The organism is Chryseobacterium sp. MHB01 (genome assembly GCF_034651565.1).
In the GTDB taxonomy this organism is placed as follows: Bacteria; Bacteroidota; Bacteroidia; order Flavobacteriales; family Weeksellaceae; genus Chryseobacterium; species Chryseobacterium nepalense.
The window spans coordinates 114383-137824 of record NZ_JAYEDA010000003.1; the positions used below are offsets into that span (position 1 = coordinate 114383).

Annotated in this window: 21 protein-coding genes; 9 read left to right on the forward strand and 12 right to left on the reverse strand. The window is 37.8% G+C overall.

Features of this window, described 5'->3' with window-relative positions; genetic code table 11:
- Positions 1 to 111: 111 nt before the first annotated feature.
- From U9K52_RS06730 to U9K52_RS06750, 5 genes are all read left to right on the forward strand, one after another.
- Positions 112 to 1074 (forward strand): D-2-hydroxyacid dehydrogenase, encoded by a 963-nt coding sequence (locus tag U9K52_RS06730; protein WP_263603204.1) that lies wholly within the window; start codon positions 112 to 114, stop codon positions 1072 to 1074.
- A gap of 3 nt (positions 1075 to 1077) precedes the next feature.
- Positions 1078 to 2322, forward strand: a complete 1245-nt coding sequence (locus U9K52_RS06735; RefSeq protein WP_312172818.1) for a DUF1015 domain-containing protein — start codon at positions 1078 to 1080, stop codon at positions 2320 to 2322.
- Positions 2323 to 2374: 52 nt separating this feature from the next.
- Complete coding sequence (locus U9K52_RS06740) at positions 2375 to 3781, forward strand: M28 family peptidase (RefSeq protein ID WP_322925716.1); 1407 nt, start codon at positions 2375 to 2377, stop codon at positions 3779 to 3781.
- A 130-nt stretch (positions 3782 to 3911) separates the two neighbouring features.
- Positions 3912 to 4376 (forward strand): hypothetical protein, encoded by a 465-nt coding sequence (locus U9K52_RS06745; RefSeq protein WP_312172812.1) that lies wholly within the window; start codon positions 3912 to 3914, stop codon positions 4374 to 4376.
- Between the two features lie 161 nt (positions 4377 to 4537).
- Positions 4538 to 5893: a M28 family peptidase gene (locus U9K52_RS06750; protein WP_322925717.1), complete on the forward strand. Its 1356-nt coding sequence runs from the start codon at positions 4538 to 4540 to the stop codon at positions 5891 to 5893.
- Between the two features lie 48 nt (positions 5894 to 5941).
- Here U9K52_RS06750 and U9K52_RS06755 read toward each other — a convergent pair whose 3' ends face one another.
- From U9K52_RS06755 to U9K52_RS06785, 7 genes are all read right to left on the reverse strand, one after another.
- Positions 5942 to 6154, reverse strand: coding sequence for a hypothetical protein (locus U9K52_RS06755; protein WP_322925718.1), 213 nt, complete (start codon positions 6152 to 6154; stop codon positions 5942 to 5944).
- 1878 nt (positions 6155 to 8032) lie between these two features.
- Positions 8033 to 9196: a retropepsin-like aspartic protease gene (locus U9K52_RS06760; protein ID WP_322925719.1), complete on the reverse strand. Its 1164-nt coding sequence runs from the start codon at positions 9194 to 9196 to the stop codon at positions 8033 to 8035.
- Positions 9197 to 9331: 135 nt separating this feature from the next.
- Positions 9332 to 9907, reverse strand: a complete 576-nt coding sequence (locus U9K52_RS06765; RefSeq protein WP_322925720.1) for a hypothetical protein — start codon at positions 9905 to 9907, stop codon at positions 9332 to 9334.
- Between the two features lie 179 nt (positions 9908 to 10086).
- Positions 10087 to 11499, reverse strand: a complete 1413-nt coding sequence (locus tag U9K52_RS06770; protein ID WP_322925721.1) for an FG-GAP repeat domain-containing protein — start codon at positions 11497 to 11499, stop codon at positions 10087 to 10089.
- Positions 11500 to 11574: 75 nt separating this feature from the next.
- Positions 11575 to 12612, reverse strand: a complete 1038-nt coding sequence (locus tag U9K52_RS06775; protein WP_322925722.1) for a peptidylprolyl isomerase — start codon at positions 12610 to 12612, stop codon at positions 11575 to 11577.
- 81 nt (positions 12613 to 12693) lie between these two features.
- Positions 12694 to 13203, reverse strand: coding sequence for an FKBP-type peptidyl-prolyl cis-trans isomerase (locus tag U9K52_RS06780; protein WP_248393131.1), 510 nt, complete (start codon positions 13201 to 13203; stop codon positions 12694 to 12696).
- Positions 13204 to 13973: 770 nt separating this feature from the next.
- On the reverse strand, positions 13974 to 15044 hold the full coding sequence (locus U9K52_RS06785) for a branched-chain amino acid aminotransferase (RefSeq protein ID WP_248393130.1): 1071 nt from the start codon (positions 15042 to 15044) through the stop codon (positions 13974 to 13976).
- Positions 15045 to 15128: 84 nt separating this feature from the next.
- Here U9K52_RS06785 and mnmD point away from each other — a divergent pair, with 84 nt between their 5' ends.
- Complete coding sequence (gene mnmD / locus U9K52_RS06790) at positions 15129 to 15803, forward strand: tRNA (5-methylaminomethyl-2-thiouridine)(34)-methyltransferase MnmD (protein ID WP_322925723.1); 675 nt, start codon at positions 15129 to 15131, stop codon at positions 15801 to 15803.
- A gap of 87 nt (positions 15804 to 15890) precedes the next feature.
- On the opposite strand, the gene U9K52_RS06795 is transcribed toward mnmD, so the two are convergent.
- The 3 genes from U9K52_RS06795 to egtD are packed head-to-tail and all read right to left on the reverse strand — an operon-like array spanning position 15891 to position 18551.
- Positions 15891 to 16373, reverse strand: coding sequence for a DUF4385 domain-containing protein (locus U9K52_RS06795; RefSeq protein ID WP_322925724.1), 483 nt, complete (start codon positions 16371 to 16373; stop codon positions 15891 to 15893).
- A gap of 2 nt (positions 16374 to 16375) precedes the next feature.
- Positions 16376 to 17548: an ergothioneine biosynthesis protein EgtB gene (gene egtB, locus U9K52_RS06800; protein ID WP_322925725.1), complete on the reverse strand. Its 1173-nt coding sequence runs from the start codon at positions 17546 to 17548 to the stop codon at positions 16376 to 16378.
- Positions 17549 to 17558: 10 nt separating this feature from the next.
- Positions 17559 to 18551, reverse strand: coding sequence for an L-histidine N(alpha)-methyltransferase (gene egtD, locus U9K52_RS06805; RefSeq protein WP_322925726.1), 993 nt, complete (start codon positions 18549 to 18551; stop codon positions 17559 to 17561).
- A gap of 215 nt (positions 18552 to 18766) precedes the next feature.
- Here egtD and U9K52_RS06810 point away from each other — a divergent pair, with 215 nt between their 5' ends.
- The gene (locus U9K52_RS06810) at positions 18767 to 19771 is read left to right on the forward strand and encodes an SDR family oxidoreductase (RefSeq protein WP_248393120.1); all 1005 of its coding nucleotides are present in this window, start codon (positions 18767 to 18769) and stop codon (positions 19769 to 19771) included.
- Positions 19772 to 19806: 35 nt separating this feature from the next.
- Positions 19807 to 20127, forward strand: coding sequence for a hypothetical protein (locus tag U9K52_RS06815; protein WP_248393119.1), 321 nt, complete (start codon positions 19807 to 19809; stop codon positions 20125 to 20127).
- Positions 20128 to 20214: 87 nt separating this feature from the next.
- Here the strand turns inward: U9K52_RS06815 and U9K52_RS06820 are convergent, their stop codons facing one another.
- A complete protein-coding gene (locus U9K52_RS06820; RefSeq protein ID WP_322925727.1) occupies positions 20215 to 22368 on the reverse strand; it encodes a glycoside hydrolase family 97 protein in 2154 nt (717 codons plus the stop codon).
- A 170-nt stretch (positions 22369 to 22538) separates the two neighbouring features.
- On the opposite strand from U9K52_RS06820, the gene U9K52_RS06825 reads away from it, so the two are divergent.
- The gene (locus U9K52_RS06825) at positions 22539 to 23045 is read left to right on the forward strand and encodes a hypothetical protein (protein WP_322925728.1); all 507 of its coding nucleotides are present in this window, start codon (positions 22539 to 22541) and stop codon (positions 23043 to 23045) included.
- A gap of 211 nt (positions 23046 to 23256) precedes the next feature.
- On the opposite strand, the gene U9K52_RS06830 is transcribed toward U9K52_RS06825, so the two are convergent.
- Positions 23257 to 23418, reverse strand: a complete 162-nt coding sequence (locus tag U9K52_RS06830; RefSeq protein WP_248393111.1) for a hypothetical protein — start codon at positions 23416 to 23418, stop codon at positions 23257 to 23259.
- Positions 23419 to 23442 lie beyond the last annotated feature (24 nt).

A 23442-nucleotide genomic window follows, 5' to 3' on the forward strand; every position in this document is an offset into this window, starting at 1 on the left:
AAAAATTCAGAGATTAAAAAATGAATACCATTATTTTAAATTTTCTTAATTTGCGAGCCGATTTGGAATTTTTAAATACATTAATTTTTTAAATCTTAAATCAAATAAAAAATGAAAGTTTTAGCTAACGACGGTATTTCCAAAGCAGGTGAACAGGCATTAAAGAATGCAGGAATTGAAATTCTGGATAACAGGGTTGCGCAGGATCATGTCATCAATTTCATCAACGAAAATAACGTTGATGTTCTGCTGGTAAGAAGCGCTACCAAAGTAAGACAGGATCTGATAGATGCCTGTCCAGGCCTCAAAATCATCGGAAGAGGCGGTATCGGAATGGATAATATCGACGTGGAGTATGCGATTGATAAAGGACTGTATGTCATCAATACGCCGACTGCTTCATCGAAATCCGTTGCAGAACTTGTTTTCGGGCATTTTTTTTCACTGGCAAGATTTCTTCATGAATCCAACAGACTGATGCCGCTGGAAGGGGAAACCCATTTTGATGCAATGAAAAAGTCGTTCAGCAAAGCACATGAACTTTCAGGAAAAACATTAGGAGTAATCGGCTTTGGAAGCATAGGTCAGGAAGTAGTGAAAATGGGAATTTCTCTGGGAATGAAAGTCATTGTTCTCACAAGAAAACCAAAAACAAAAGTTCTTACGCTTGAATTTTTTGACGGTCAGACTTTAAATTTTGAAATTACTTCTACCAACGATATGGATGCATTCCTTAAAGAAGCAGACTTTATCAGCATCAATACTCCGAAAACAAATGAATATATCATAGATACTCCCCAATTTGAAAAAATGAAGGATGGAGTCTATATTGTAAATACTGCAAGAGGCGGTGTCATCAATGAAGTATCCCTGATCGATTTTATCGAATCCGGGAAAGTTGCCGGCGCTGCACTGGACGTTTTTGAAAAAGAACCCAATCCGGAAGTTCTTCTGCTGATGAACCCTGCTCTGTCCCTGTCTCCGCACGTGGGCGGAAATACGGTAGATGCCCAGGAAAAAATCGGGGTGGAACTTGCAGAACAAATTATCAAAATAAAAGAAACTATACAATAAAATATGCCTGTTTTTAAACCTTTTCGCGGAATAAGACCTCATAAAGACTATGAGAGTACTTTCCCTACTCACCCTCTTGATAACTTCACCCAGGAAGAGATAGCGGAAAAAGCTCAAGTTGAAGATACTTACATTAATATGATAAAACCTTATGTTGTAAGTAAATCCAAAGATATTGATAGGAATTTAAGAAAAATCCGTTCTACATTTGAAGAACTGATGGACGAAAATAAGCTCGTTCAGGACAATTCGGCCTATTATCTTTATGAGCAGATCTATCCCAACAAACAGGTTTTCAGAGGACTTTTAGGATTGGCTAGTATTGAAGATTTCTGGAACGGAAAGATTAAAAGGCACGAAAGTACCATTCCGCAGAAAAAAGAAAAGCTTGCGCATTACCTGGAAAAAGTAAACCTTCAGGCAGAACCGGTATTGCTTACCTACCCTGCTAATTCGAAGATTGAGCTTCTCATGAACCATGAGGAAAAAAACGTTCCGATCTTTAACCACGTTGACACCAAAGGAATCAGGCATAAAATCTGGAGGATCGACAACCGTCTTAAATTACAGCAGTTCAAGGAAGTGATTGATCAGATCGATTCTTTTTACATTGCAGACGGCCACCACAGAATAGGTTCTACGGCACTCAATGCCAAACATCAGAAAGACAAAAACAAAAGACATAACGGAACAGAACTTTACAACTTCGTCTACAGCTTTATCGTTTCCAACCAGTCTATTAAAATCCATGATTACAACAGAATCGTAACGGATCTTAACGGACTGTCAAACGAAGAATTTTTAAAAGAGCTGGAAACCTACTTCCTCATCCACGAAAAAGGAGAAACGGCCTATTTCCCTTCGCAGAAATTCCATATCTCAATGTACATGGATGGTAAATTCTACTCACTTCACGTAAAACATGACCTGCGTTCACAGGAAATGTCTCTTGATAACCTGGATCACCACCTTCTTGATAAATATGTTTTCAAAAATATTTTGAAAATTGAAGACCCGGACAGCTCTGAAAAAATCGATTACATCAAAGGAACATCGAATATAGAAGGAATCGGCCATCTCAAAGAAAGAATTGATAGCGGTGGTGGCAAAGCGGGATTCGGAATTTATCCCGTAAGCTTTAACGATATGATTAAAATTTCAGATTTAAAGCTGAGCATGCCTCCGAAATGTACATTCATTGAGCCTAAATTGGTTACTGCACTCCTGATGTACGATATGAAACAATAAATGCTAACCATTTTTTCCTTACTTTTAGCATGGAAAAAGAACGGTAAAATAAATGAAAAAGATCTTCATTATCATTCCACTCTTTTTGGGTGGATTTTTATTTTCTCAGAAAAAACCGGTAAAAAAACCGGTAAAAAAGACTGCCATCACCCAAAAACTCAACTATCATGATGAGTTTAAAAAAATTTCGGATGAAATCATGGTGAACGGTATGGCCTATAACAATCTGGGAGAACTTACCAAAGGGATCGGTCCACGCTTCAGCGCTACTCCGGGATATATGAAAGCAGTGGAATGGGCTGAAAGAAAGCTGAAAGAAATAGGTGTGGAAATGATCTGGAGGCAGCAAGCAAAAGTTCCGGTCTGGATAAGAGGAAGAGAATCTCTTCAGATAAAAGCAGGAAACGGAGACTGGAAAAATATCAGGATGCTGTCTTTCGGCAACTCTGAAGGCACCGGAGGAAAAGATCTTACCGGAGAAATTATATTGATCAGCACTACTTCAGAATTGAATGCCATGTCGATAGGTCAGCTGAAAGATAAGGTCGTTTTTGTAAACCTTCCTATGGACCCGAAAATTATCAATACAAGTGATTCCTATCTTATTGCCGCAAAATCAAAGCTGATTTCACCTTCTGTGATAGCCAAAACTGGAGCAAAAGCATTAATCATACGGTCATTAACCACCGCTAGCGATGATACGCCACATGCAAAGATGATTTATTATGAACCGGATGATAAAGTAAAAATTCCGGCTCTCACCATAGGAGCCAAATCGGCAGATGAACTTGAAAACCTGCTGAAAAAGCAGAAAGTTACCGCTAAAATCAACATGACCTCAGAATCGAAAGGCGAAACTACCAATCCCAATATCATTGCGGAAATTCCCGGTAAAAAAGATTCTAAAGTAATCGTTCTGGGTGCTCAACTTGATTCCTGGGATTTTGGAGAAGGTGCAATTGACGACGGTACCGGTGTTGCGCAGTGTATTGAAGTTTTAAGAACCTTCAAAGCTCTGGGTATTGAAAATAATCACACCATAAGAGTTGTATTGTATGCAAACAGTGAAAATGGCGGACAAGGCCGTGAAATGTATGCTGCTTATGTGAAAAAGAAAGAGGAAAAACACGTTTTTGCGTTAGGAACAGATGCCGGAGGATATTCCCCAAGAGGATTTTCACTGGATATGTCTCCTCAGAGGCGAAGACAGATCTTTGAATGGAAAAACTATTTCCTTCCTTACGGAGTCTATGATTTTGACCAGACAGATGCCATTCAGGATATTTCGCCATTGAAAAAGCTTGATATTCCACTGGCTGAACTGGTGGTTGATACGCAAAGATATTTCGATTACCATCATTCCGTAGAAGATACCTTTGATAAGGTAAATAAAAGAGAACTTCTTCTCGGCGCTGTCGCCATGACACAGATGATTTTTATAATCGACAACAACTGGTAGCAATAAAATGGAAATTTAAATAACTCTTATATCGCAGTAAAAAACGAAGTTTCATACAAAATTTGTATCTCAAATATAAAGAACTTTGTGCAACCTTGCGTTTTATAAAAATAACCACTATAAATATTACATGGAAATCATCAAACCTGACCTGAAACCTGAACTTCTTGCCGATACCAAAACCAAAGCACTCTATGACCAGCTGCAACACCTCCTGAATGAGCTTGATAAAAAGAAAATTTCGGAAGAAACAGTACAAAAGATCAACAGCGAGACCGCAGCAATCAGCGCCACTTCTTTAAGGGATAAAGATTTATATAAAATGCTGAAACAAAAGCAAACCGGCATCATCAAACTTCTTGAAAAAGAACATAAAATCGTCCCTAAAAACTACTACCGCAATTTATGGTTGGCTGCAGGGATGGGCGCGTTCGGGCTTCCAATTGGTGTTGCATTCGGGCTGCTGATGGGAAACATTGCACTGCTCAGTATCGGATTACCTATCGGGATGGGCATTGGCGTTGCCGTCGGCACTTCTCTTGATAAAAAAGCGGAAGCGGAAGGAAGACAGCTGGATGTTGAAATTAAAGCTTAACAGGAAAGACATCAACAGATAACTAATTTATTTATAACATTAAAAAATATAAGATTTTAAATATTAGTTTAATGATTTTAATAAATTAATTTAAAATTATTATATGCTTCTTTCACTAAGAAGTTCCCCATCAAACCAATTATAATTAGTATTGAAAATATATGAAAAATATTTTAAGCACCATTCTTTTAGCCGGAAGCATCGCTGTTTCCGCACAGGCAAAAGAAGACTCCATACAGTTTGCAAAAATTTCCACGGAAATTTTAAATAAAGGAAAAGGATATACGGAATTAAGAGAGTTAACCAAAAATATCGGTCACCGTCTCAGCGGTTCAGAATCCTACGAGAAGGCCGTACAATGGTCTGCACAAAAACTTCGGGAAGCCGGAGCAGATAAAGTGTGGCTCCAGGAAGTGATGATTCCGGTCTGGGTGAGAGGAAAAGAATCTTTGTACATCAAAACAGCAAAAGGAAACTGGAAAAGCTTAAAAATGCTTTCGTTGGGTAATTCCGAAGGAACCGGCGGCAAAGACGTTACCGGCGAAATCATCATGGTGCGCTCGATGGAGGAATATCAAAAACTTTCTCCGGAACAGGTGAAGGATAAAATTGTTTTCTTCAATTATCCTTTCAGCCAGTCGTATATCGAAACGTTCTTAGGATATAGCGATGCTGCGAAATACAGAACAACTGCCGCTTCTTTAACTGCAAAAAAGGGCGGTAAGTTTGCCATAATCCGTTCACTTTCCTCGGCATTTGACGACGTACCGCATACCGGGGCAATGCGTTATGCAGATGAACAAAAAATTCCTGCCGTTGCCATCGGAAGCACTACTGCAGATGAACTTGCCGAACTGCTGCAATCCCAAAAAGTTACGGCAAAGCTTAATTCCAACTGTGGGATGAAAGGCGAAAGGCGCTCCCACTCTGTTATCGGAGAAATTACCGGTAAGAAAGATCAAAGTGTCATTGTCGTCGGCGGACATCTCGATTCCTGGGATGTGGGGGAAGGAGCCCATGATGACGGCGCCGGAATTGTCCAGAGCATCGAAGTATTGAGGACTTTTAAAAACCTGGGAATCCGGAATAACCATTCGATCCGGGTGGTGTGTTTTGCCAATGAAGAAAACGGAGTTAGAGGCGGTGTTCAGTACGGAAAAATTGCCAAAGAAAGCAATGAGAAACATCTTTTCGCCATAGAATCCGATGCGGGCGGATTTACCCCGAGAGGAATTTCCCTGGATATGGATCCGGAAAAAAGAAAACAGATCCAAAGCTGGTCGGAACTTTTCTTACCGTACGGAATTTATGATTTTAAAAACACCTATTCCGGAACGGATTTATATCCGCTTCATGATATGGGCATTCCGGCTGCAGAGCTGGTTCCGGATTCTCAGCGGTATTTTGATATCCACCACACAGAAGAAGACACGTTTGAAAAGGTAAACCGCCGGGAACTTCTGATGGGCGCAGTAGCCATGACCCAGCTTATTTATATGATTGATAAAAACTGGTAAATATATTCAACCGTTCTTTTTTAAGAGCGGTTTTTTTGAGATGATTTCTTAGCATACTTTCCCGAAAACCTGTCGCACCCTAGTAATGAACTTTCGGGTGTTACCGAAAGGCTGCTGCACCCTGCAGTGAACTTTCGGGAACACCCGAAAGGCTGCCGCACCCTGCAGGAAGCTTTCCGGTAACCGGGAAAGGTTGTTGCACCCCTGCAGCAGATTTTCCGGATGATTGATTATAACATTAACGCTAAGTCCGCAAGGCAATATTTTATTGTTTGTTAATTTACGCTCGCAAGGGCACTCTGTTCAGCAAGTGATAGCAATGCTGATTCAAAATTGTTAATCTTTAAAATACATCTGTCATTTGCTAAGTAGAACGTTTTTGCGAACGGAAATAGACGCAAGATATTAATTAATAACCAAGCGTTCTTTGCGATAAAAAATAAAGTTTTCTTATTTTTAATACTATGATCGCAATACAATGTTTATTCTGTATGAATTCAATCGAAGATGATGATAAATAACCGTATCATTTAAGGAGCAAAGAGTAATCAACAGGTTGATTTGAAAGCTCATGATTTAATCTGGATTATCTGTAGGATCTGCTGGACTAATTAAAAAATGATTGATATTATATACATTAATGCTAAGTCCGCAAGGCGATATTTTATTGTTTATTAATTTACGCTCGCAAGGGCACTCTGTTCAGCAAGTGATAGCAATGCTGATTCAAAATTGTTAATCTTTAAAATACATCTGTCATTTGCTAAGTAGAACGTTTTTGCGAACGGAAATAGACGCAAGATATAATTAATAACCAAGCGTTCTTTGCGATAAAAAATAAAGTTTTCTTATTTTTAATACTATGATCGCAATGCAATGTTATTATGTATGAATTCAATCGCAAAGATGATGATAAATAACCGTATTATTTAAGGAGCAAAGAGTAATCAACAAGTTGATTTGAAAGCTCATGATTTAATCTGGATTATCTGTAGGATCTGCTGGACTAATTAAAAAATGATTGATATTATATACATTAACGATACGTCCGCAAGGCAATATTTTATTGTTTGTTAATTTACGCTCGAAAGGGCACTCTGTTCAGCAAGTGATAGTAATGCTGAATTCAAAAATTGTTAATCTTTAAAATACATCTTTCATTTGGTGTGGAACGCCTTTGCGAACGGAAATAGACGCAAGATATTAATTAATAACCAAGCGTTCTTTGCGATAAAAAATAAAGTTTTCTTATTTTTAATACTATGATCGCAATGCAATATTATTATGTATGAATTCAATCGCAAAGATGATGATAAATAACCGTATTATTTAAGGAGCAAAGAGTAATCAACAAGTTGATTTGATAAAGCACATGATTTAATCTGGATAACCTGTGGGATCTGCGGGACTAATTAAAAAATGGTTGATATTATATACATTAACGCCACGTCCGCAAGGCGATATTTTATTGTTTATTAATTTACGCTCGCAAGGGCACTCTGTTCAGCAAATGATAGCAATGCTGAATTCAAAATTGTTAATCTTTAAATACATCTTTCATTTGCTGAGTAGAACGCCTTTGCGAACGGAAATAGACGCAAGATATTAATTAATAACCAAGCGTTCTTTGCGATAAAATAAAGTTTTCTTATTTTTAATACTATGATCGCAATGCAATGTTATTATGTATGAATTCAATCGCAAAGATGATGATAAATAACCGTATTATTTAAGGAACAAAGAGTAATCAACAAGTTGATTTGATAAAGCACATGATTTAATCTGGATAATCTTTGGGATCTGCTGGACTAATTAAAAAATGATTGATATTATATACATTAATGCTAAGTCCGCAAGGCGATATTTTATTGTTTATTAATTTACGCTCGCAAGGGCACTCTGTTCAGCAAATGATAGCAATGCTGAATTCAAAATTGTTAATTTTTAAAATACATCTTTCATTTGCTGAGTGGAACGCCTTGCGAACGGAGATAAGCGCAATATTTAATTAAATAACCAAGCATACTTTGCGCTAAAAATTAAAAAAGATTAATTTGTTTCTCCCGCTGATTTTGCTGATTTAGCAGATTTATGGTAGGATAAAAACTGTTCCGATTATTATAAGCATCATTAGAAAAACTACTTCAGATACACCTTTTTATTCATTTGTATATCAATAATCTTACCGCCTCGTTTTATCTGTAATTTGAGGCGATCCAGATCCTTTTCCACGCGGTTAATGAAATAATAACACGACTTTTCTTTATCAAGATTCTGGAAAGAAATTCCGTTCATGCTGAGAATAGCGTCCCCGATTTTCAGTGGAAAATTGTCTTCTTCGAAAACAAAAGTTACCATCGCATTGCCATTGACAAACCTATAACTGAAACCGAACGACTCAAGAGTTGAAGGACTTTTGGCGATTCTTTTCATGTAGATTTTGCTGTTTTTCCAGTCGAGGATGAAGGTGAAATCTTTAAAGAATTCATTCCCGATAAGATCCGTTTTTCCTGAGCCTATCTTTTCATCCTGAAACACTGTATTTCCCATTTTCAGGGAATCGGCACGGAAAATATATCCAGCTGCCGGAGTGGCGGTCCCGAAAGCGCCGGTAGTACGTGTCCCGAAAGTTTTGATCACATGCTGAAAGATTTTGGGATCAATGCCATCGCCGGAAATTTCCAGCCTGCCTGTAAACCCGGTATCGAAAGTCAGTTTTATATCTTTATGGAGAAGCGATGCGGTAATGACAGGCGTCTTTTGCGGCTGACTGTCAAAAGGAATCACAATGTCATAATCCTGAACGTTAAAATTGGAAAGATCTGCAGAAGCATCCAGGGTGTTTTCGGAATAGTTGACTTTCCAGAAGAGTTTTGCCATCTGATTGGCTCCGATAATGCCATCCACTTTCAGGCATCCCAGTTCCGCTGAGTTTAGATCAAGTACAATAGCGCCTACGTTTTTAAAAACAAGGTTGTCCACTTTCATTTCCGGAAGTTCGGTGAAGATCTGCTGCTGCACCTTTTCATCAGAATCTTTAATGGATCTTTTGTATTTTTTCCTGAGGTTGAGTTCTTTGTAAATCGCCTGGGAAATAACCGTCGGCGCCCCGGAATCGAAAATAAAATTGTAGGTTTTCCCGCTGATGTTCACCTTTACAAACGGCAGGTTGTTTTCATATCTCAGGCCGACTTTTTCAACAGGCTGCTGCAGCTGTACCTCCCCTTTTTCAAAAAAAATTTTCCCCTGTCCGAAAACCGTAACCGCTGAAAATAGAAATAAGGTGTAAAGGATTTTTATCATGGGCTTATTTTATGGCTAAAATAAGGTTTTTGTGGGAAATGTAAAATCATTAAAACTTACCTTTTTAGCTTAATTTCATCATTTATAATGTAAAAGCCATCCCAACGGACAGCTTTCAATAAAACATTTAAAATTCTAAATTTTATCTAATACTTTCTTCGGAAGCACTTTTACCAATTGCGGTTTGTATTCCTTTTCGACAATCACAAACTTCCAGTTTTTGCGGTCTTTGGAAACGGCGCAGGCCTGCATATTCGTATTGATGGTGTAGATACCTTCCTTTGACAGATATTTCACGTTGTTTTTCCCGTATCTTTTTTCCAGCATGGTGTTGACCTGTTTTTTCATATCGTCATTCAGGGAAGACATATTGCATTTCATGGTAAAATAATAATGGGCAATGGAGAAATATTCCCCGTTGATGAGTTCCGCCTTTTCAATATTCCCGAATTTCAGGTTGCTGACTTCAATCTTCATGAAGGGATTGTTGTACGTCATGTTCAGGATCTGGGTCATCTGTTCCTTCGGAACAACGGTAAAGAATTTCGGGTAAATATAGCCGACAGCCTGGTCGATCTTTTTAGTCATCACCGAATTCATGAAATAGGAAAGGCTTTTTTTAATGGCTGCATCGTCGGAATTCTGCTTTGCCTGAGCAAATGTTAAAGAGGAGATCAGGACGAATACAAACAGCAGTGATCTGGTTTTCATAATTTTATTACTTTTTATGTACGTCAGCTCGGTGTTTTTCATAATACAACTGAGAAATGCATCAACTTATTCAGATAATTAACTTCCCAATACGAACTTTCAAAACCTACCCGAGTGACGTTGGATTTTCGCTGATAGGTCGCGGAATTCGGTGGAATCGTTACAAAGTGATTTCTACATTATTTTTTGATAAAAGGGGTCATCACCTGTTTTGCATTCGCATTCCTGGATGCATGTAAAGCCAAAATGTATTTTCCGGCTGATAAATTCCTAATATCAATATCTTTGCTGTTCAGGTTACCGGATGTGATCATTCTTCCTGACATATCATAGATATTATACCTGTCAAACACTGAAACTCCTTTTATGCTAATATAATCGGTTGCAGGATTCGGATAGATCGTCAATGAATATTTTTTTTCAACTTCTTCGTTTGCCAGAACTGCACTTATATTATATAAAATATCCAAGCCTACATTATAATCAGCAATTACAATGTCTTTTTTGCCGTCATTATTAATATCACCAACCGCAATGCCATCTTCGTTATAACTCGTAGCATAAGCCACCGGAAATGACTGATAGCCGTTGGCATAATTCCCCGATGTATTTTGGGAATACACCGTTACTTTACTCCAGCCTCCGTGAGCAGCAATAATTTCGTTCTTCCCGTCATTATTGAGATCGGCAATTTTTACGGCATCAGGAAGTTCATAAACCGGAATTTCCCCCTGGTCTGCATAAAGTGCACTGCCGGAAACCTGATGTAATATCCTGATCTTAGAATTACCATTCGATCCTTTACAAAGAATCAGATCCTTCTTAGTATCATTGTTAATGTCTCCTAACGTCATACCGTCGTACGTCTGGCCTGTATCAAATACTACGGGATTGGGATTCAATGTATTTCCTACAGAAAAATAGGTATACACTGCATGCAGATTCGGGATATGGATTACCAGGTCATTGCTGGCGTCATTATTCATGTCAGCAATTTCTACCATCGGAGCCGGATGAAAATAAGCATTTGCAGGCTTAGGAATTGTAAAAGTCTGGAAAGTTCCGGGTGTATTCTGCTGATATAACACCTGAATATTCTGCCAGTTGGAAAGAACAATATCATTTCTGCCATCCCGGTTCATATCCGCAATTCTTACTCTTTCATTGGTTTCAGAGATGGGAAAGGTAATTATAGGATCCAACGTTCCGGATGCATTCTGGTAAAAGATCCCGTAAAAAGAGGATGGCGATTTGATTCCGACAATGATATCGTTTTTCCCGTCCTGATTAAGATCCCCGATGTCAATAGAACCTATGTTTTTAAAATCACTTGCGTAAGGATATCTGACCGGTGCATCCAGCGTTCCGTTTACATTTTGCAGATATACCAAAATCGAATGATTATTTATACTTGAACCGTAATTCTGCAACCCTAAAACTACATCATTAAGTCCGTCATTATTTACATCTCCTATTTTCACAACTTCCGGCCAGGATTCTGTCCATTTGTTTTTATAGGGCAAAAAGCTGATTTGTGAAAAAGCATTATTAAAAAACAATAAAAGGATGATTAAATAGTATTTTTTATTCATGGTTATTTTAATCTTGGGTTAAATCGTTAAAAAGCCATCCTTACGGACGGCTTTTCAATTATATAGTAAGTTTGATTATTTTACTTTTACCAGCTCAACATCGAAGATCAGCCATGCATTTGGCGGGATTACACCTCCTGCCCCTCTTTCTCCGTAGCCCATTGCCGGCGGAATCAATAAGGTAGCGGTTTCACCTTCTTTTAATAAAAGGATACCTTCGTCCCATCCTTTAATTACTCTTCCCATCCCGATCGGAATTTCAATCGGCTCGTTTCTTTTGAATGAAGAATCGAATTCAGAACCGTCAACCAATTTTCCGGCATAATGTACGGAAACATTATCACCTGCTTTCGGAGCTTTCCCATCGGTAGTTTTGGTGATTTTATAATACAGCCCGGATTCAGTTTTCTGCATTCCGGCTTTCATATCTTCCACCATTTTTTCCTGGTTGGCTTTGAATTCTTCTTCTTTTTTCTTCTTATCGGCTTCTTCTTTTGCTAAAAACGCTTTGTTGCTTTCTGCGATTTTTGCTTTTCCTTCCGTGAAGGTTTTTGCAGCGTCGTAGTTTTTATACTCGTCTCCTTTGCTGAAGACAGACACTTTTTCCAATACGATATCTGTTTTAGGCTTATCCTGAGGCCCTTTCTCTACATTGGCAATCGCATCAATTACTTCTTCTCCTTTTACTACTTTGCCGAAAATGGTGTGTCTTCCGTCTAACCATGGTGTAGCCACTTCTGTGATGAAGAACTGAGAACCGTTGGTATTCGGTCCTGAGTTGGCCATGGAAAGAATTCCTTTTCCGGTATGTTTAAGATCGTTTCTTTCGTCCTCGAATTTATACCCGGGATCTCCCATTCCCGTTCCCTGAGGGTCTCCTCCCTGGATCATGAAATCTTTGATCACTCTGTGGAAAATAGTTCCGTCATAGTAAGGAACTCCTTTGGCTTTTGCCTTGTTGTCGATTTTCCCTTCTGCAAGACCAATAAAATTGGCTACAGTTACAGGAGCTTTCTTGTCTTCAAACTTCACGATCATATTTCCTTTCGTTGTCTGAAGATTTGCATACAGTCCGTCATTAAGACCTTCGTAAGTTTCTTTGTCTACGTTCATTTTTTTATAAATTGGTGTACAACTCATGAGCGAAATGCTTGCCGCTGCCAGAATTATATTCTTGTTAAACAATTTCATTGATTATAATGCTTTTAATTTTATGATTAAAGGGATATCATTATCGATCTTCTTCTCATCTCCGTATGTACCGTAGGCAAGCGCCGAAGGAACCAAAAGTGTAACTTCTTCCCCATCATGGATAAAACGCAAAGCATCTTCTACCGCTTTCAGCTCATCAAAGTGTCCGAATCTGGCATCTCTTCTCTGCACCGGCTGGTCATAGATCTTTGTCTGGTCGAAATCATAAAGATCGTACGAATACGAAATGAAAGTATCATCCTGCCTTCTCTGTCTTTGATCAAACCCCTGAACATTCACCCAGTAATTCAGCTGGGTAGGATAATATTTTACCGGCTGGCCGCTGATCCATTCCTGGATGTGATATCTTTCCTGGCTGTTAAGGTTTTTCATCCTTTGTTTGGAGACATCAAGATCATTTTTGCTGAGCACACCTCCTACGGGTGGATGCGTCTGCGTATTCTTGCTGCAGCTGAATAAGCCAAGAATCGATATGAAGAGTATTTTTTTCATAAACTTTTGCGAAAATACACATTTCGGAAATGATTAACAAAACTTGTAAAGTAAAGTTTAAATATTTCACAAATATGAAGAGTAAGAATTTTTGACGTTTCTTATTAATACATGTGCCGTTTGATTTTTTCAGGAGCTTTTTCACGCTTTCCGCACTCGCTATTTTTTAGTTTTGGGCGCGGCGGCTTCGCCGCCGCGCCCAAAACTAAAAAATGAGCTCAGACAATTGCTGCAATCGCGGCTAGAATTGGGTGAACAGTTAATTTCTGCAGGTGAATCTTCAATTTAATATCGTAATAAATGTGAAATGTCAATCGTGAATTGACCATTGACTAAAGAAGTGAAACTCATTATTCACTAGTGTTACTTTTCAGAACCACCCCGTCAAATTCTCAGGAATTTTGACACCCATCCAAGGGAGGGGAATTTTCACGTTCATTATGACTCGTTTAAAATTAATTCCAATTTGTAAGGATCTAAACCAAGTAAAGGCTTTATAAAATCATGTTGAGATGCTTTCAGCATGACAAACTTGAAAACATGTATACATTGATTGTAAATTAAAACTTATTCTTAATGCTTTTACACTCCAATTGTCATTGTGTAAGGATCTAAGCAGGCAAAGTATTTATAACAAGTCATATTAAGATACTTGAACTACTTCCACCTAAAGGTTTTGGCATAAACAACCTCATGAAAAACAAATAACAACATAGTTAAAGCAATAAAGCCGGGAAATCCCGGCTTTATTTATTTAGAATTTAAAAAAATTAAACAGTTTCTAAAACATGGTCTACCTGCACTCTCCATCCGAAAGGATCTTCCGAGAGGTTATTCTGAAGGCTTACCAAATCATTTTTAAGCAATTCCGCATAACTCTCTTCACTGGATAATTTTGGCAATTCAAGCTTTTCTCCCTGATATCCTAGCGCTTCGAAAACTGTTGTTACTACAGCTGTTCCTACGCCCCATACTTCTTTCAGGGTTCCGTTTTTCTGAGCTTCAATAACGTCTTTTACTTTAATAGGCTCAATTTTCACTTCAATACCTCTCTTTTTAGCCAACTGGATAAAACTGTCTCTGGTAACTCCGTCCAGAATTTTCTCTGAAGTCGGTGGTGTATAGATGGTATCGTTAATTCTCACAAAAACATTCATCGTTCCGCTTTCCTCGAAGTATTCGTGAGTAGCATCATCTGTCCAGATAATCTGCTCATACCCTTCTTCAATGGCAAGTTGTGTAGGATAGAAAGATGCAGCATAGTTTCCTGCTGCTTTTGCAGAACCTACTCCTCCGCTGGCCGCTCTTGAATAGTGGTCTGAAATTTTTACGGAAACCGGAGCTGTATAGTAGCTTTTTGCCGGTGTTGCAACGATAGCAAACATATATTTATTCGATACTCTTGCTTTCAATGCTTCTTCTGTTGCAAAAATTAAAGGTCTGATATACAAGGACATTCCCTCTCCGTGAGGAATCCAGTCTCTGTCAATATCAACCAAAGCTTTTAATCCATCAAGGAACATTTCTTCCGTTACTTCCGGCATAGCTAGACGTTTTGCCGACTTATTGATACGTTCAAAATTCTTTTCGGGCCTGAAAAGGAAAACCTGTCCGTCTTTGTCTTTATAGGCTTTCATACCTTCAAAACAAGCTTGTCCGTAGTTTACCCCCATCATCGCAGGCGTAAACATCAGTGGACCATAAGGAACCAATTTTACATCACCCCATTTTCCGTCTTCATACTCACAGATGATCATGTGATCAATAAAAGTATTACCGAAAGAAAAATTGTTTGGATCGAATGTAGAAATTCGGGAGTTTTCAGTTTTTTGAATTATCATTTCTAAAATTTTTTATGATGTTCTACAAATTTAACATAATTTTCTAAATATAAAAATTTTAGAGTAATTTTGTAAAAAAATAGTTTGAAAAGAGAAATTAAGACCACAAACGACGGTAGTAAAACATTGTTTATCAATGATTTAAATGAAAACTACCATTCTCATCACGGAGCGCTTCAGGAAGCGGAACACGTGTTTATCAAAAATGGATTAAATTTAATAAATGATTACGAAATTAATATTTTAGAACTGGGTTTTGGAACAGGTTTGAATGTTTTGGTAACAATTAATGAATATTTAAAAACTGACAAAAATCATATCATCAACTATTTTACATTGGAAAAATATCCCATAAATGAATCTGAAATGAACGATTTGGAATATTTTGACCTGTTTGATAACCCGGAATTCAAAAATATTTATCATAAAATTCATCAGACTGAGTGGGAAAAAGATATTGAAATTGTTAAAGGTTTTCATCTAAAAAAAATAGAATGTGATTTTTTTCAACTGAAAAACATAGACTTACCAAAAATAAACCTGGTTTATTACGACTGTTTTGGCGCAAGAGTACAGCCTGATCTTTGGGAAAAACCTCTGTTTGAAATGGTTTCTGACAAAATGGCGGTTAACGGTTTGTTAACAACCTATTCTTCAAAAGGAAGTGTGAGACGGATTCTTCAGGAACTTGATTTTATAGTGGAAAAAAAACAGGGACCTCCGGGGAAAAGGGAAATGATTAATGCGGTGAAGAAATAAATTTAATGTAACAATATATCAGTGTAATAATAACAATTCATTATTGGTAAACTGGTACACTGATATATTGTTACATTTTACTATTTGTTATCCAAAATTCTTTTTCCAGTCTTTTTTCATTTGTGCGTACTGTTCATCTGCTTCGGCTTCTTTCCATTTGCTAAAAAAAATAGCTGCTGATTTTTCTTTTTCGGGATCTCCTGTTCCGCGCTGTAAAGGTTTATGATTATTTTGCGAATCATATTTTTTTCCGCTTTTATAGTTGAAATACCGCCTTGCCCGGGTAAATCCCATTTGAAGATATTTCCGGGCCATATCGGCTCCTACAAAATCATCATTAGCAAGATATTCTTTGAACAGCTCAAAAATTTTCACCGAACTTTCTTTTGCGATATTCACATTTTTAAACCGCCAGTATTTTCCAATTTCAGACTTATATGGTTCACAGATCAATACACCCTGCTCTCCTTTTCCCACTTTATATTTTTCAGGATGTTTCCTGTAATCTATATCCGGCTTCCAGAAATACTTGTCGGAATCAAAATTTAAGTATGATGGTTGGTCTTTCATGTTTATTTTGCAAGCCTTATTCCGCTAAACTGCCATTTCAGCTCAGGCTGAAAAAAATTCCGGTATGTATGTCTGCTGTGTCCCGGAGGAGTGGCTACAGATGCTCCGCGTAAAACCATTTGATTAACCATAAATTTTCCATTGTACTCGCCTACGGCTCCCGCCTCTTTTTTAAAACCGGGATATGGAAGATAGGCGCTGTTAGTCCACTCCCATCTTTTCCCCCATGAAAAACATGATGAAGCGGCTTCCCATTCCTGCTCGGTCGGAAGTCGCATTCCTCTCCATGCTGCGTAAGCGGAAGCTTCGTAAAAGTTGATATGACAAAGTTCTTCATCCGGATCTACCTCCTGAAGTCCGCTTAAAGTATAATGCATCCATTTGTCGTCAATCTTATGCCAGTATAAAGGAGATTGTGCATCGTTTTCTTTTACCCAGTTCCAGCCGTCCGCATGCCAGTATTTAAAATCCGAATACCCTCCCGCTTCCATGAACTCAAGATATTCCCCATTGGTAACCAGATGATCCGAAATCGCAAAATCATTCAGATAAACTTTATGTTTTCCCATCTCATTATCAAAGCAAAATGCTGGTGCATCAAATCCGATTTCATAAATTCCCTCTGAAAAATGAAGCATTCTTTTTTCACCAGATAGATTTTGGTTTTCCTTAATCTCTTTTTTATAAGCCGGGAAAAGGGGATTATGTCCCAAAATATATTTAATATCGGTAATTAAAAGCTCCTGATGCTGCTGTTCATGATTAAGGCCTAATTCCAGAATCGGAAGAATTGCATCATTTATATGGTAACTGTTGAGAAATTCAGTCATTTTCTCATCAACGTATTTTCGGTATCGGTATACATCTGAAACAGACGGGCGGCTTAAATTTCCGCGGTCGGTACGGATCACTCTTGCCCCAATGGTTTCGTAATAACTGTTGAACACAAAATTATATTGCGGATCAAAAACTTCATAAGAAGGAAAATTCGGAAGTAATATGAATGTCTCGAAAAACCACGTTGTATGCCCTAAATGCCATTTTGGCGGACTAACATCCACAATAGGCTGCACCACATAATCTTCAATTTCAAGAGGCTTACAGATTTCTTCAGAACGCGATCTTACATCCATGAACTTTTTTAAAACAGATTTTGGCTTTGTAATGATTTCCATGCTTTTGTTTTTATTTGTTTACCTTCCAGATGCTGTCTATAAACCACTCTTTTGAATCACTGATGTTCCTAGTTATTGAAAATCCCGATTTTTCAGCGAGATATTCAATGTCCGATTTTGAAAACTTCTGTGAAACTTCCATATCAATCACTTCATTTTCAGCAAAATCAATTGTTTCTTCTTCAATTTTTACCTGCTGATTTTTTAAGCTTATCAGAAAACTTCGGCACGCTCCTGTAATCGGGTCGTACGATTCATAATGTTCAAATTGTTCAATATCGAAATTTCCACCCAGCTCACGGTTGATTCTCGTTAAAAGATTCAGATTAAATTCTGCCGTAATTCCTGACTTGTCGCTGTAAGCATTCAATACGGTAAAAGGATTTTTTTTAAGATCGAAACCGATAAGAACAATATCTTCACTATTCAATAGCTGATGTAGTGAAGTACAGAATTTTTCCGATTCCTTACTGGTCATATTCCCGATGTTTCCCCCTAAAAATAAAATTACTTTTCTTCTTGATGAAAGCTTCATTGCTTTTTTCAGCATCTGGAAATATTCTCCTTCAAGAGTTTTAATATTGATTTCAGGAAGTTTATCTTTAAGATTATTTTCAAGTACGGATAAAATATTACCCGAAATATCGATCGGCATATAAGTAAAATCGGCTCGTTTTTCACTTAAATATTTAAGCAGATATGTCGATTTCATGGCATCTCCTGCTCCGAGTTCAATCAGATCAAAAGGTTGCTCATCGGATCGGATAGCTTCTGCAAGTCCGGACGTTTTATTTTTAAAAATATCAAGTTCACATCGGGTAAGATAATATTCCGGCATTGCCATGATCTTCTGAAAAAGCTCGTCTCCTGTTTTATCATAAAAATATTTTGAAGATAAATGTTTAGGATTGCTTTGAAGACCGGTAAGAACATCATTCAGAAAATGATCCGAATTATTTTTTTCACTTCTTTTTTTTGGTTCTTTGGTTAATTGCAGGCTCATATAAATTGTCATTTGGGTATTAAAATTTAGCAACTATCTTGCCGCTGAGATATAAATTTAATAAAATATTCATTCAAAACTTGGTCTTTTTTAGATGAACGTCAAACCTTATCTGCAATTTCTGTTAAAAAAATAAAAGTTTGTGCAGCTTGGAATATTCATTGCTATACATTATTGAAAGGCATTTAAGGCCATACCACACCAAATCTGATATTATGGAAAAATCAATCACAAGAAGAAATGCTCTTGGAAAGATTGCGGCTACTGTTGCAGTTGCTGCTGTTTCTCCGGGAGCGTTTGCGCAATCACAAAATCAAAAACCAAAAAATTCTACAGGTCCTGATCTCACAGATCCTACAACAAAATATCCGCGGCCCCCTTTTAAAAGCCAGTCGCAGCCTTTCCCGGGATTGGCAAGCAAAATGGATCCCGTCCCTGATCATGGCGAGAAAAGCTATGTAGGGTCAGGAAGACTTATGGGTAGAAAAGCGCTAATTACGGGCGGAGATTCCGGAATAGGCAGGGCTGCAGCAATTGCTTATGCTCGTGAAGGAGCGGATGTTGCGATTAATTATTTACCTGAAGAAGAATCTGATGCAGCAGAAGTTATTGAACTTATCAGAAAAGCAGGAAGAAAAGCGATCGCTATTCCGGGAGATATCCGGGATGAATCCTTTTGTAAAAAACTTGTTGCACAGGCTGTGCAACAGCTGGGTGGACTTGATATCCTTGTCAACAATGCAGGACATCAAAAAACCCATGAATCAATCTTGGATATCAGTACTGAAGCATTTGAAAGAACGATGAAAACCAATATTTATGCACCTTTCTGGATTACAAAAGCTGCCTTGCCTCATTTAAAACCAGGTTCTTCTATTATCGGACTTTCTTCGGTTCAGGCTTATGATCCTTCTGAAAATCTCTATGATTACGCACAGACGAAAGCGGCAACAACAAGTTATGTAAAATCCTTAGCCAAACAGCTTGGTCCCAAAGGAATCCGGGTAAACGGTGTTGCTCCGGGGCCCGTTTGGACCGCTCTTGAAGTGAGTGGCGGACAGACACAGGAAAATCTTGTAAAATTCGGGGCGGATACCCCTTTGGGAAGACCTGGACAACCGGCAGAACTTGCTTCAATCTTTGTGCAACTTGCCGCGAATGACGCCAGTTTTTCTACCGGCCAGATTTACGGTGCTGCAGGAGGAAGCGGTCAGCCGTAACGGTTAACATTTAATTAATTAAAAATCATCATATTATGAATAACAAAATAAAAATAGCGCTAGCGCTTGTAGGAGCAGGAACAGCAGTTGCCTGGGGAATAAACAGAAAAAAGAAATCGAAAGTGAAAACTTTTACGGCTCCCGACGGAAATACCTATGAGGAGAATAAAATATACCGGACTTTTGATAATAAACTTTATAAAAATGGTAAAGAAATCCATTTTGAAACTCCGGTAACGGAACAGAATTTTTCGGGAAATCATGCATTTGATGAACAGTCCGGAAATATTCCAAAAAATTATGAAGCGGTAAATAAGGATATTAATTACCACCAAAAAGGTGTAAGACACCATTAAAGTTAAAAGCTCCGGTTAATCGAATTAACCGGAGCTTTTCTTTCTTCAGATCAGAAAATTAAAACTTTGACAAGTTTATGTATATGCTTACAATGGTTTTATTGAAATCGCGAAACCGCCACTTCTCACCATTTTAAAATTGATTTTAGACTTACTTGTGATCTGTTTTTTGTAGATATTGTAACTCTGTGGATTGTTGATGTAATCCGCATCTTTTCCATCTTCATAAATCGTGGCTTCGTATTTTTTTCCTTTATCTAAAAATGAAAAATCTACCGTGTAATCACGTTTGTTTTCGTCGGTGATTCCTCCTACGAACCAGTTTTCTGTGCCTTTTGCTTTTCTGGCCGTGATAATATAATCTCCCGGTTCTGCCGATAAAATCTTCGTATCATCCCAGTCTGCAGCGACATCTTTAATAAACTGGAAAGCATCCATATGCTTTTGATAATTCTCCGGTAAATCTGCAGCCATCTGAAGCGGCATGTACATAACCACATACAAAGCGAGTTGTTTTACCAGCGTTGTTTTCACAAAACGTTTATCACCCGGAAAATAATAATCCAGTTTCGTCTGGAAAATCCCCGGTGTATAATCCATAGATCCTCCCATCCATCTCGTGAACGGAAGAATCGTCTGGTGATCCGGATTATTACCCTGAAAAGCTTCATGTTCCGTTCCTCTAGCTGCTTCTGCTGAAATCCAGTTTGGGTACGTCCTGCTCTCTCCTCCCGGTCTTACCGATTCGTGAGAATTCACCATGATTTTGTATTCATTCGCTTTTTCTGCAATTCTATAGAAATGATTGATCGTCCACTGGGAATAATGATGTTCACCTCTTGGAACCATATCCCCTACATAACCCGTTTTCACGGCATCATAACCATATTTGTTCATCAGCTGAAATGCCTGATCGGCCCACCTTTCGTAATTGGTTGCAGATGCTGAGGTCTCGTGGTGCATCACTAATTTAATTCCTTTTGAATGCGCATAATCGTTCAGCATTTTAATATCAAAGTCAGGATAAGGTGTAATGAAATCGAAAACAAATTCTTTATTATGACCGATCCAGTCTTCCCAGCCGATGTTCCATCCTTCGATAAGTAATCCGCCAAAACCGTTGGCTGCTGCAAAATCGATGTATTCTTTTACTTTTGTATTGTTGGCGGCATGCTTTCCGTTTGGGGTGAGCTTTGTAAAATCAGTTTCTCCGATGTGCACATTATTGGCTGTAGAATACGCCCACTGTGATTTTCCGATGATCATTTCCCACCAGACACCCATGTATTTTGTAGGGTGAATGTATGAAGTATCGGTATATTTTGTAGGTTCATTCAGGTTAAACATCATTTTAGATGCTAAAACTTCTTCTGCTTTAGGAGAAACGATGATTGTTCTCCACGGGGAAACGGAAGAGGTTTGGATGTATCCTTTTGCACCCTGCTTATCAGGAGTAAGATGTGTTTTAAATTTAAAATTAGCCGGATCTACTTCAAGATGTGAAGCAGGATAATTTAACACCGCTGCCTCTCCAACATTTACGTACAAAGGATCTTTACCTTCTTTTTTCAGCATTAAAGGAGACTGTACGGCATTTTTTATTAAAGTCTGGGAAGAATGTTTATCAAATGCCTGATCCCATCGACCGGTAATTTCAGAGATTTTTGTTGTCTGCGGCTGGTATTCCTGGGAGTCATAATCAGCAACAATCCACCATGCTTTCATATCCGTTGGAAAATCAATTTCCGAGTCTTCTTCACGGATCACAAAATAATTCAGGTTTTTCTGCTGGGGAAATTCATACCGAAATCCTAATCCGTCATTGAACAGCCTGAATTTAACCACAATATTTCTATCTGTAGCGTCCTGATGAAGAGTTACCGCCAATTCATTGTATTGATTGATATAATTTTTTTTCTCTCCCAACACAGGCTGCCAGGTTTCATTTTTAGAATCCCTTTTTTCTTCTGTTTTGGTAAAGCCGTTGTTGAGGTCAAATTTGGCATCTTCGGGTTTTGCGATTTCCGAAGCAAATTTAATGGCGGTATCTTTAAATAATCTCAGCCCCAATTTAGAATCCTCCACCACTACATTTCCGTTGTATTTCAGATTGTAATACGGAATTCCCTGCTTCAACTGAAAGTTCATCTCAAACTTTCCGTCAGGAGATTGTAAGGATTGGGCATTAATACCAACAAACATTGTTGAGAACAACAATGCTCCAATGGTATATTTTTTCATATCAGTAATTTGGTATGATAAAGGTAAATAAAGTTTTAACCAAGGACAATGTTTTCAAGCATAAATCATTTAAGCTTCTATAATATTAAACTTTAGTAAAGAAGTGTGGTATATTCATAATTTTCATTAATTTTATTTAAAATATACACCATTCTAAACTCAATATTATTATGAAAAAACTATTTTATTCTTCTATTTTCGTTTTAGTTACCTCTTTTTCTTTTGTCAGTGCACAGAAAATAACAGATGGTGAAGCAGTAGATGTTAACGGACTTTCCGTTATCTTTAATATCCTTAATAAAGAAGCGATAACTGTTGGCGGCAAAGAATTCGACCGTTATAAGGTATCTGCAAAATTGGTGAACAATACTCAAAAAAGCTATAATGTCCGGCTTAGTAATGCTCCGCAGCTCGTTCCCAGCAATACACTAGTGGAAGTTAACTGTATTAATGCTACAGGAGCTAAACTTACATCAAAAAAAATTGATCTTAAACTTAAGCCTCAAAATGTAAATGTTACTTACTGGGCTTACACCAAGGATGGTAAATACCAAAGCTTTATCATTCCTATTGTTGCGGGATATTACCTTGACAGCGGCGATTCTGTAAATGATGATGCAATCTTTATCGTACCGAAAGGAGAAAGTCCGAATGTGAATGTCAGAAGCTTACAATAATTAATTTTGCAGATTTAAATAATATCTTCAGATCCTACAAAAGATTTACCGGCATTAATTTGTTCCGGAAAACTCATATCGATTATCATTTTTTCACGGTCCTTGTTCATTTGACTTTGTAAAGCCTTGTTTAAACAAATGACCATAACAGAAACTGCTATGGTCTATTGTATTGTTCGCAATATAAATAAAATCTTTTTAAATAGATACGTTAAAAAATATCGTTCAATCTTGCATTTCCTGTAGCTCCTTTAGGCAGGAAAACAACTTTTCTTTTTATCATTTTTGCTTTTTCAAGAACTTTAAGGGCTTTTTGGCGTTCAATTTCTCTGTTAAGCGACGGGGAATTTTCCCATTGTGTAAATTCTTTCATAATTTAATATTTTAAGGTGTTTGA

Coding starts and splice junctions, on each gene's coding strand:
- U9K52_RS06730 (WP_263603204.1), top strand. CDS start 112: ATGAAAGTTTTAGCTAACGACGGTATTTCCAAAGCAGGTGAACAGGCA.
- U9K52_RS06735 (WP_312172818.1), top strand. CDS start 1,078: ATGCCTGTTTTTAAACCTTTTCGCGGAATAAGACCTCATAAAGACTAT.
- U9K52_RS06740 (WP_322925716.1), top strand. CDS start 2,375: ATGAAAAAGATCTTCATTATCATTCCACTCTTTTTGGGTGGATTTTTA.
- U9K52_RS06745 (WP_312172812.1), top strand. CDS start 3,912: ATGGAAATCATCAAACCTGACCTGAAACCTGAACTTCTTGCCGATACC.
- U9K52_RS06750 (WP_322925717.1), top strand. CDS start 4,538: ATGAAAAATATTTTAAGCACCATTCTTTTAGCCGGAAGCATCGCTGTT.
- U9K52_RS06760 (WP_322925719.1), bottom strand. CDS start 9,196: ATGATAAAAATCCTTTACACCTTATTTCTATTTTCAGCGGTTACGGTT.
- U9K52_RS06765 (WP_322925720.1), bottom strand. CDS start 9,907: ATGAAAACCAGATCACTGCTGTTTGTATTCGTCCTGATCTCCTCTTTA.
- U9K52_RS06770 (WP_322925721.1), bottom strand. CDS start 11,499: ATGAATAAAAAATACTATTTAATCATCCTTTTATTGTTTTTTAATAAT.
- U9K52_RS06775 (WP_322925722.1), bottom strand. CDS start 12,612: ATGAACGTAGACAAAGAAACTTACGAAGGTCTTAATGACGGACTGTAT.
- U9K52_RS06780 (WP_248393131.1), bottom strand. CDS start 13,203: ATGAAAAAAATACTCTTCATATCGATTCTTGGCTTATTCAGCTGCAGC.
- U9K52_RS06785 (WP_248393130.1), bottom strand. CDS start 15,044: ATGATAATTCAAAAAACTGAAAACTCCCGAATTTCTACATTCGATCCA.
- U9K52_RS06795 (WP_322925724.1), bottom strand. CDS start 16,373: ATGAAAGACCAACCATCATACTTAAATTTTGATTCCGACAAGTATTTC.
- egtB (WP_322925725.1), bottom strand. CDS start 17,548: ATGGAAATCATTACAAAGCCAAAATCTGTTTTAAAAAAGTTCATGGAT.
- egtD (WP_322925726.1), bottom strand. CDS start 18,551: ATGAGCCTGCAATTAACCAAAGAACCAAAAAAAAGAAGTGAAAAAAAT.
- U9K52_RS06810 (WP_248393120.1), top strand. CDS start 18,767: ATGGAAAAATCAATCACAAGAAGAAATGCTCTTGGAAAGATTGCGGCT.
- U9K52_RS06815 (WP_248393119.1), top strand. CDS start 19,807: ATGAATAACAAAATAAAAATAGCGCTAGCGCTTGTAGGAGCAGGAACA.
- U9K52_RS06820 (WP_322925727.1), bottom strand. CDS start 22,368: ATGAAAAAATATACCATTGGAGCATTGTTGTTCTCAACAATGTTTGTT.
- U9K52_RS06825 (WP_322925728.1), top strand. CDS start 22,539: ATGAAAAAACTATTTTATTCTTCTATTTTCGTTTTAGTTACCTCTTTT.
- U9K52_RS06830 (WP_248393111.1), bottom strand. CDS start 23,418: ATGAAAGAATTTACACAATGGGAAAATTCCCCGTCGCTTAACAGAGAA.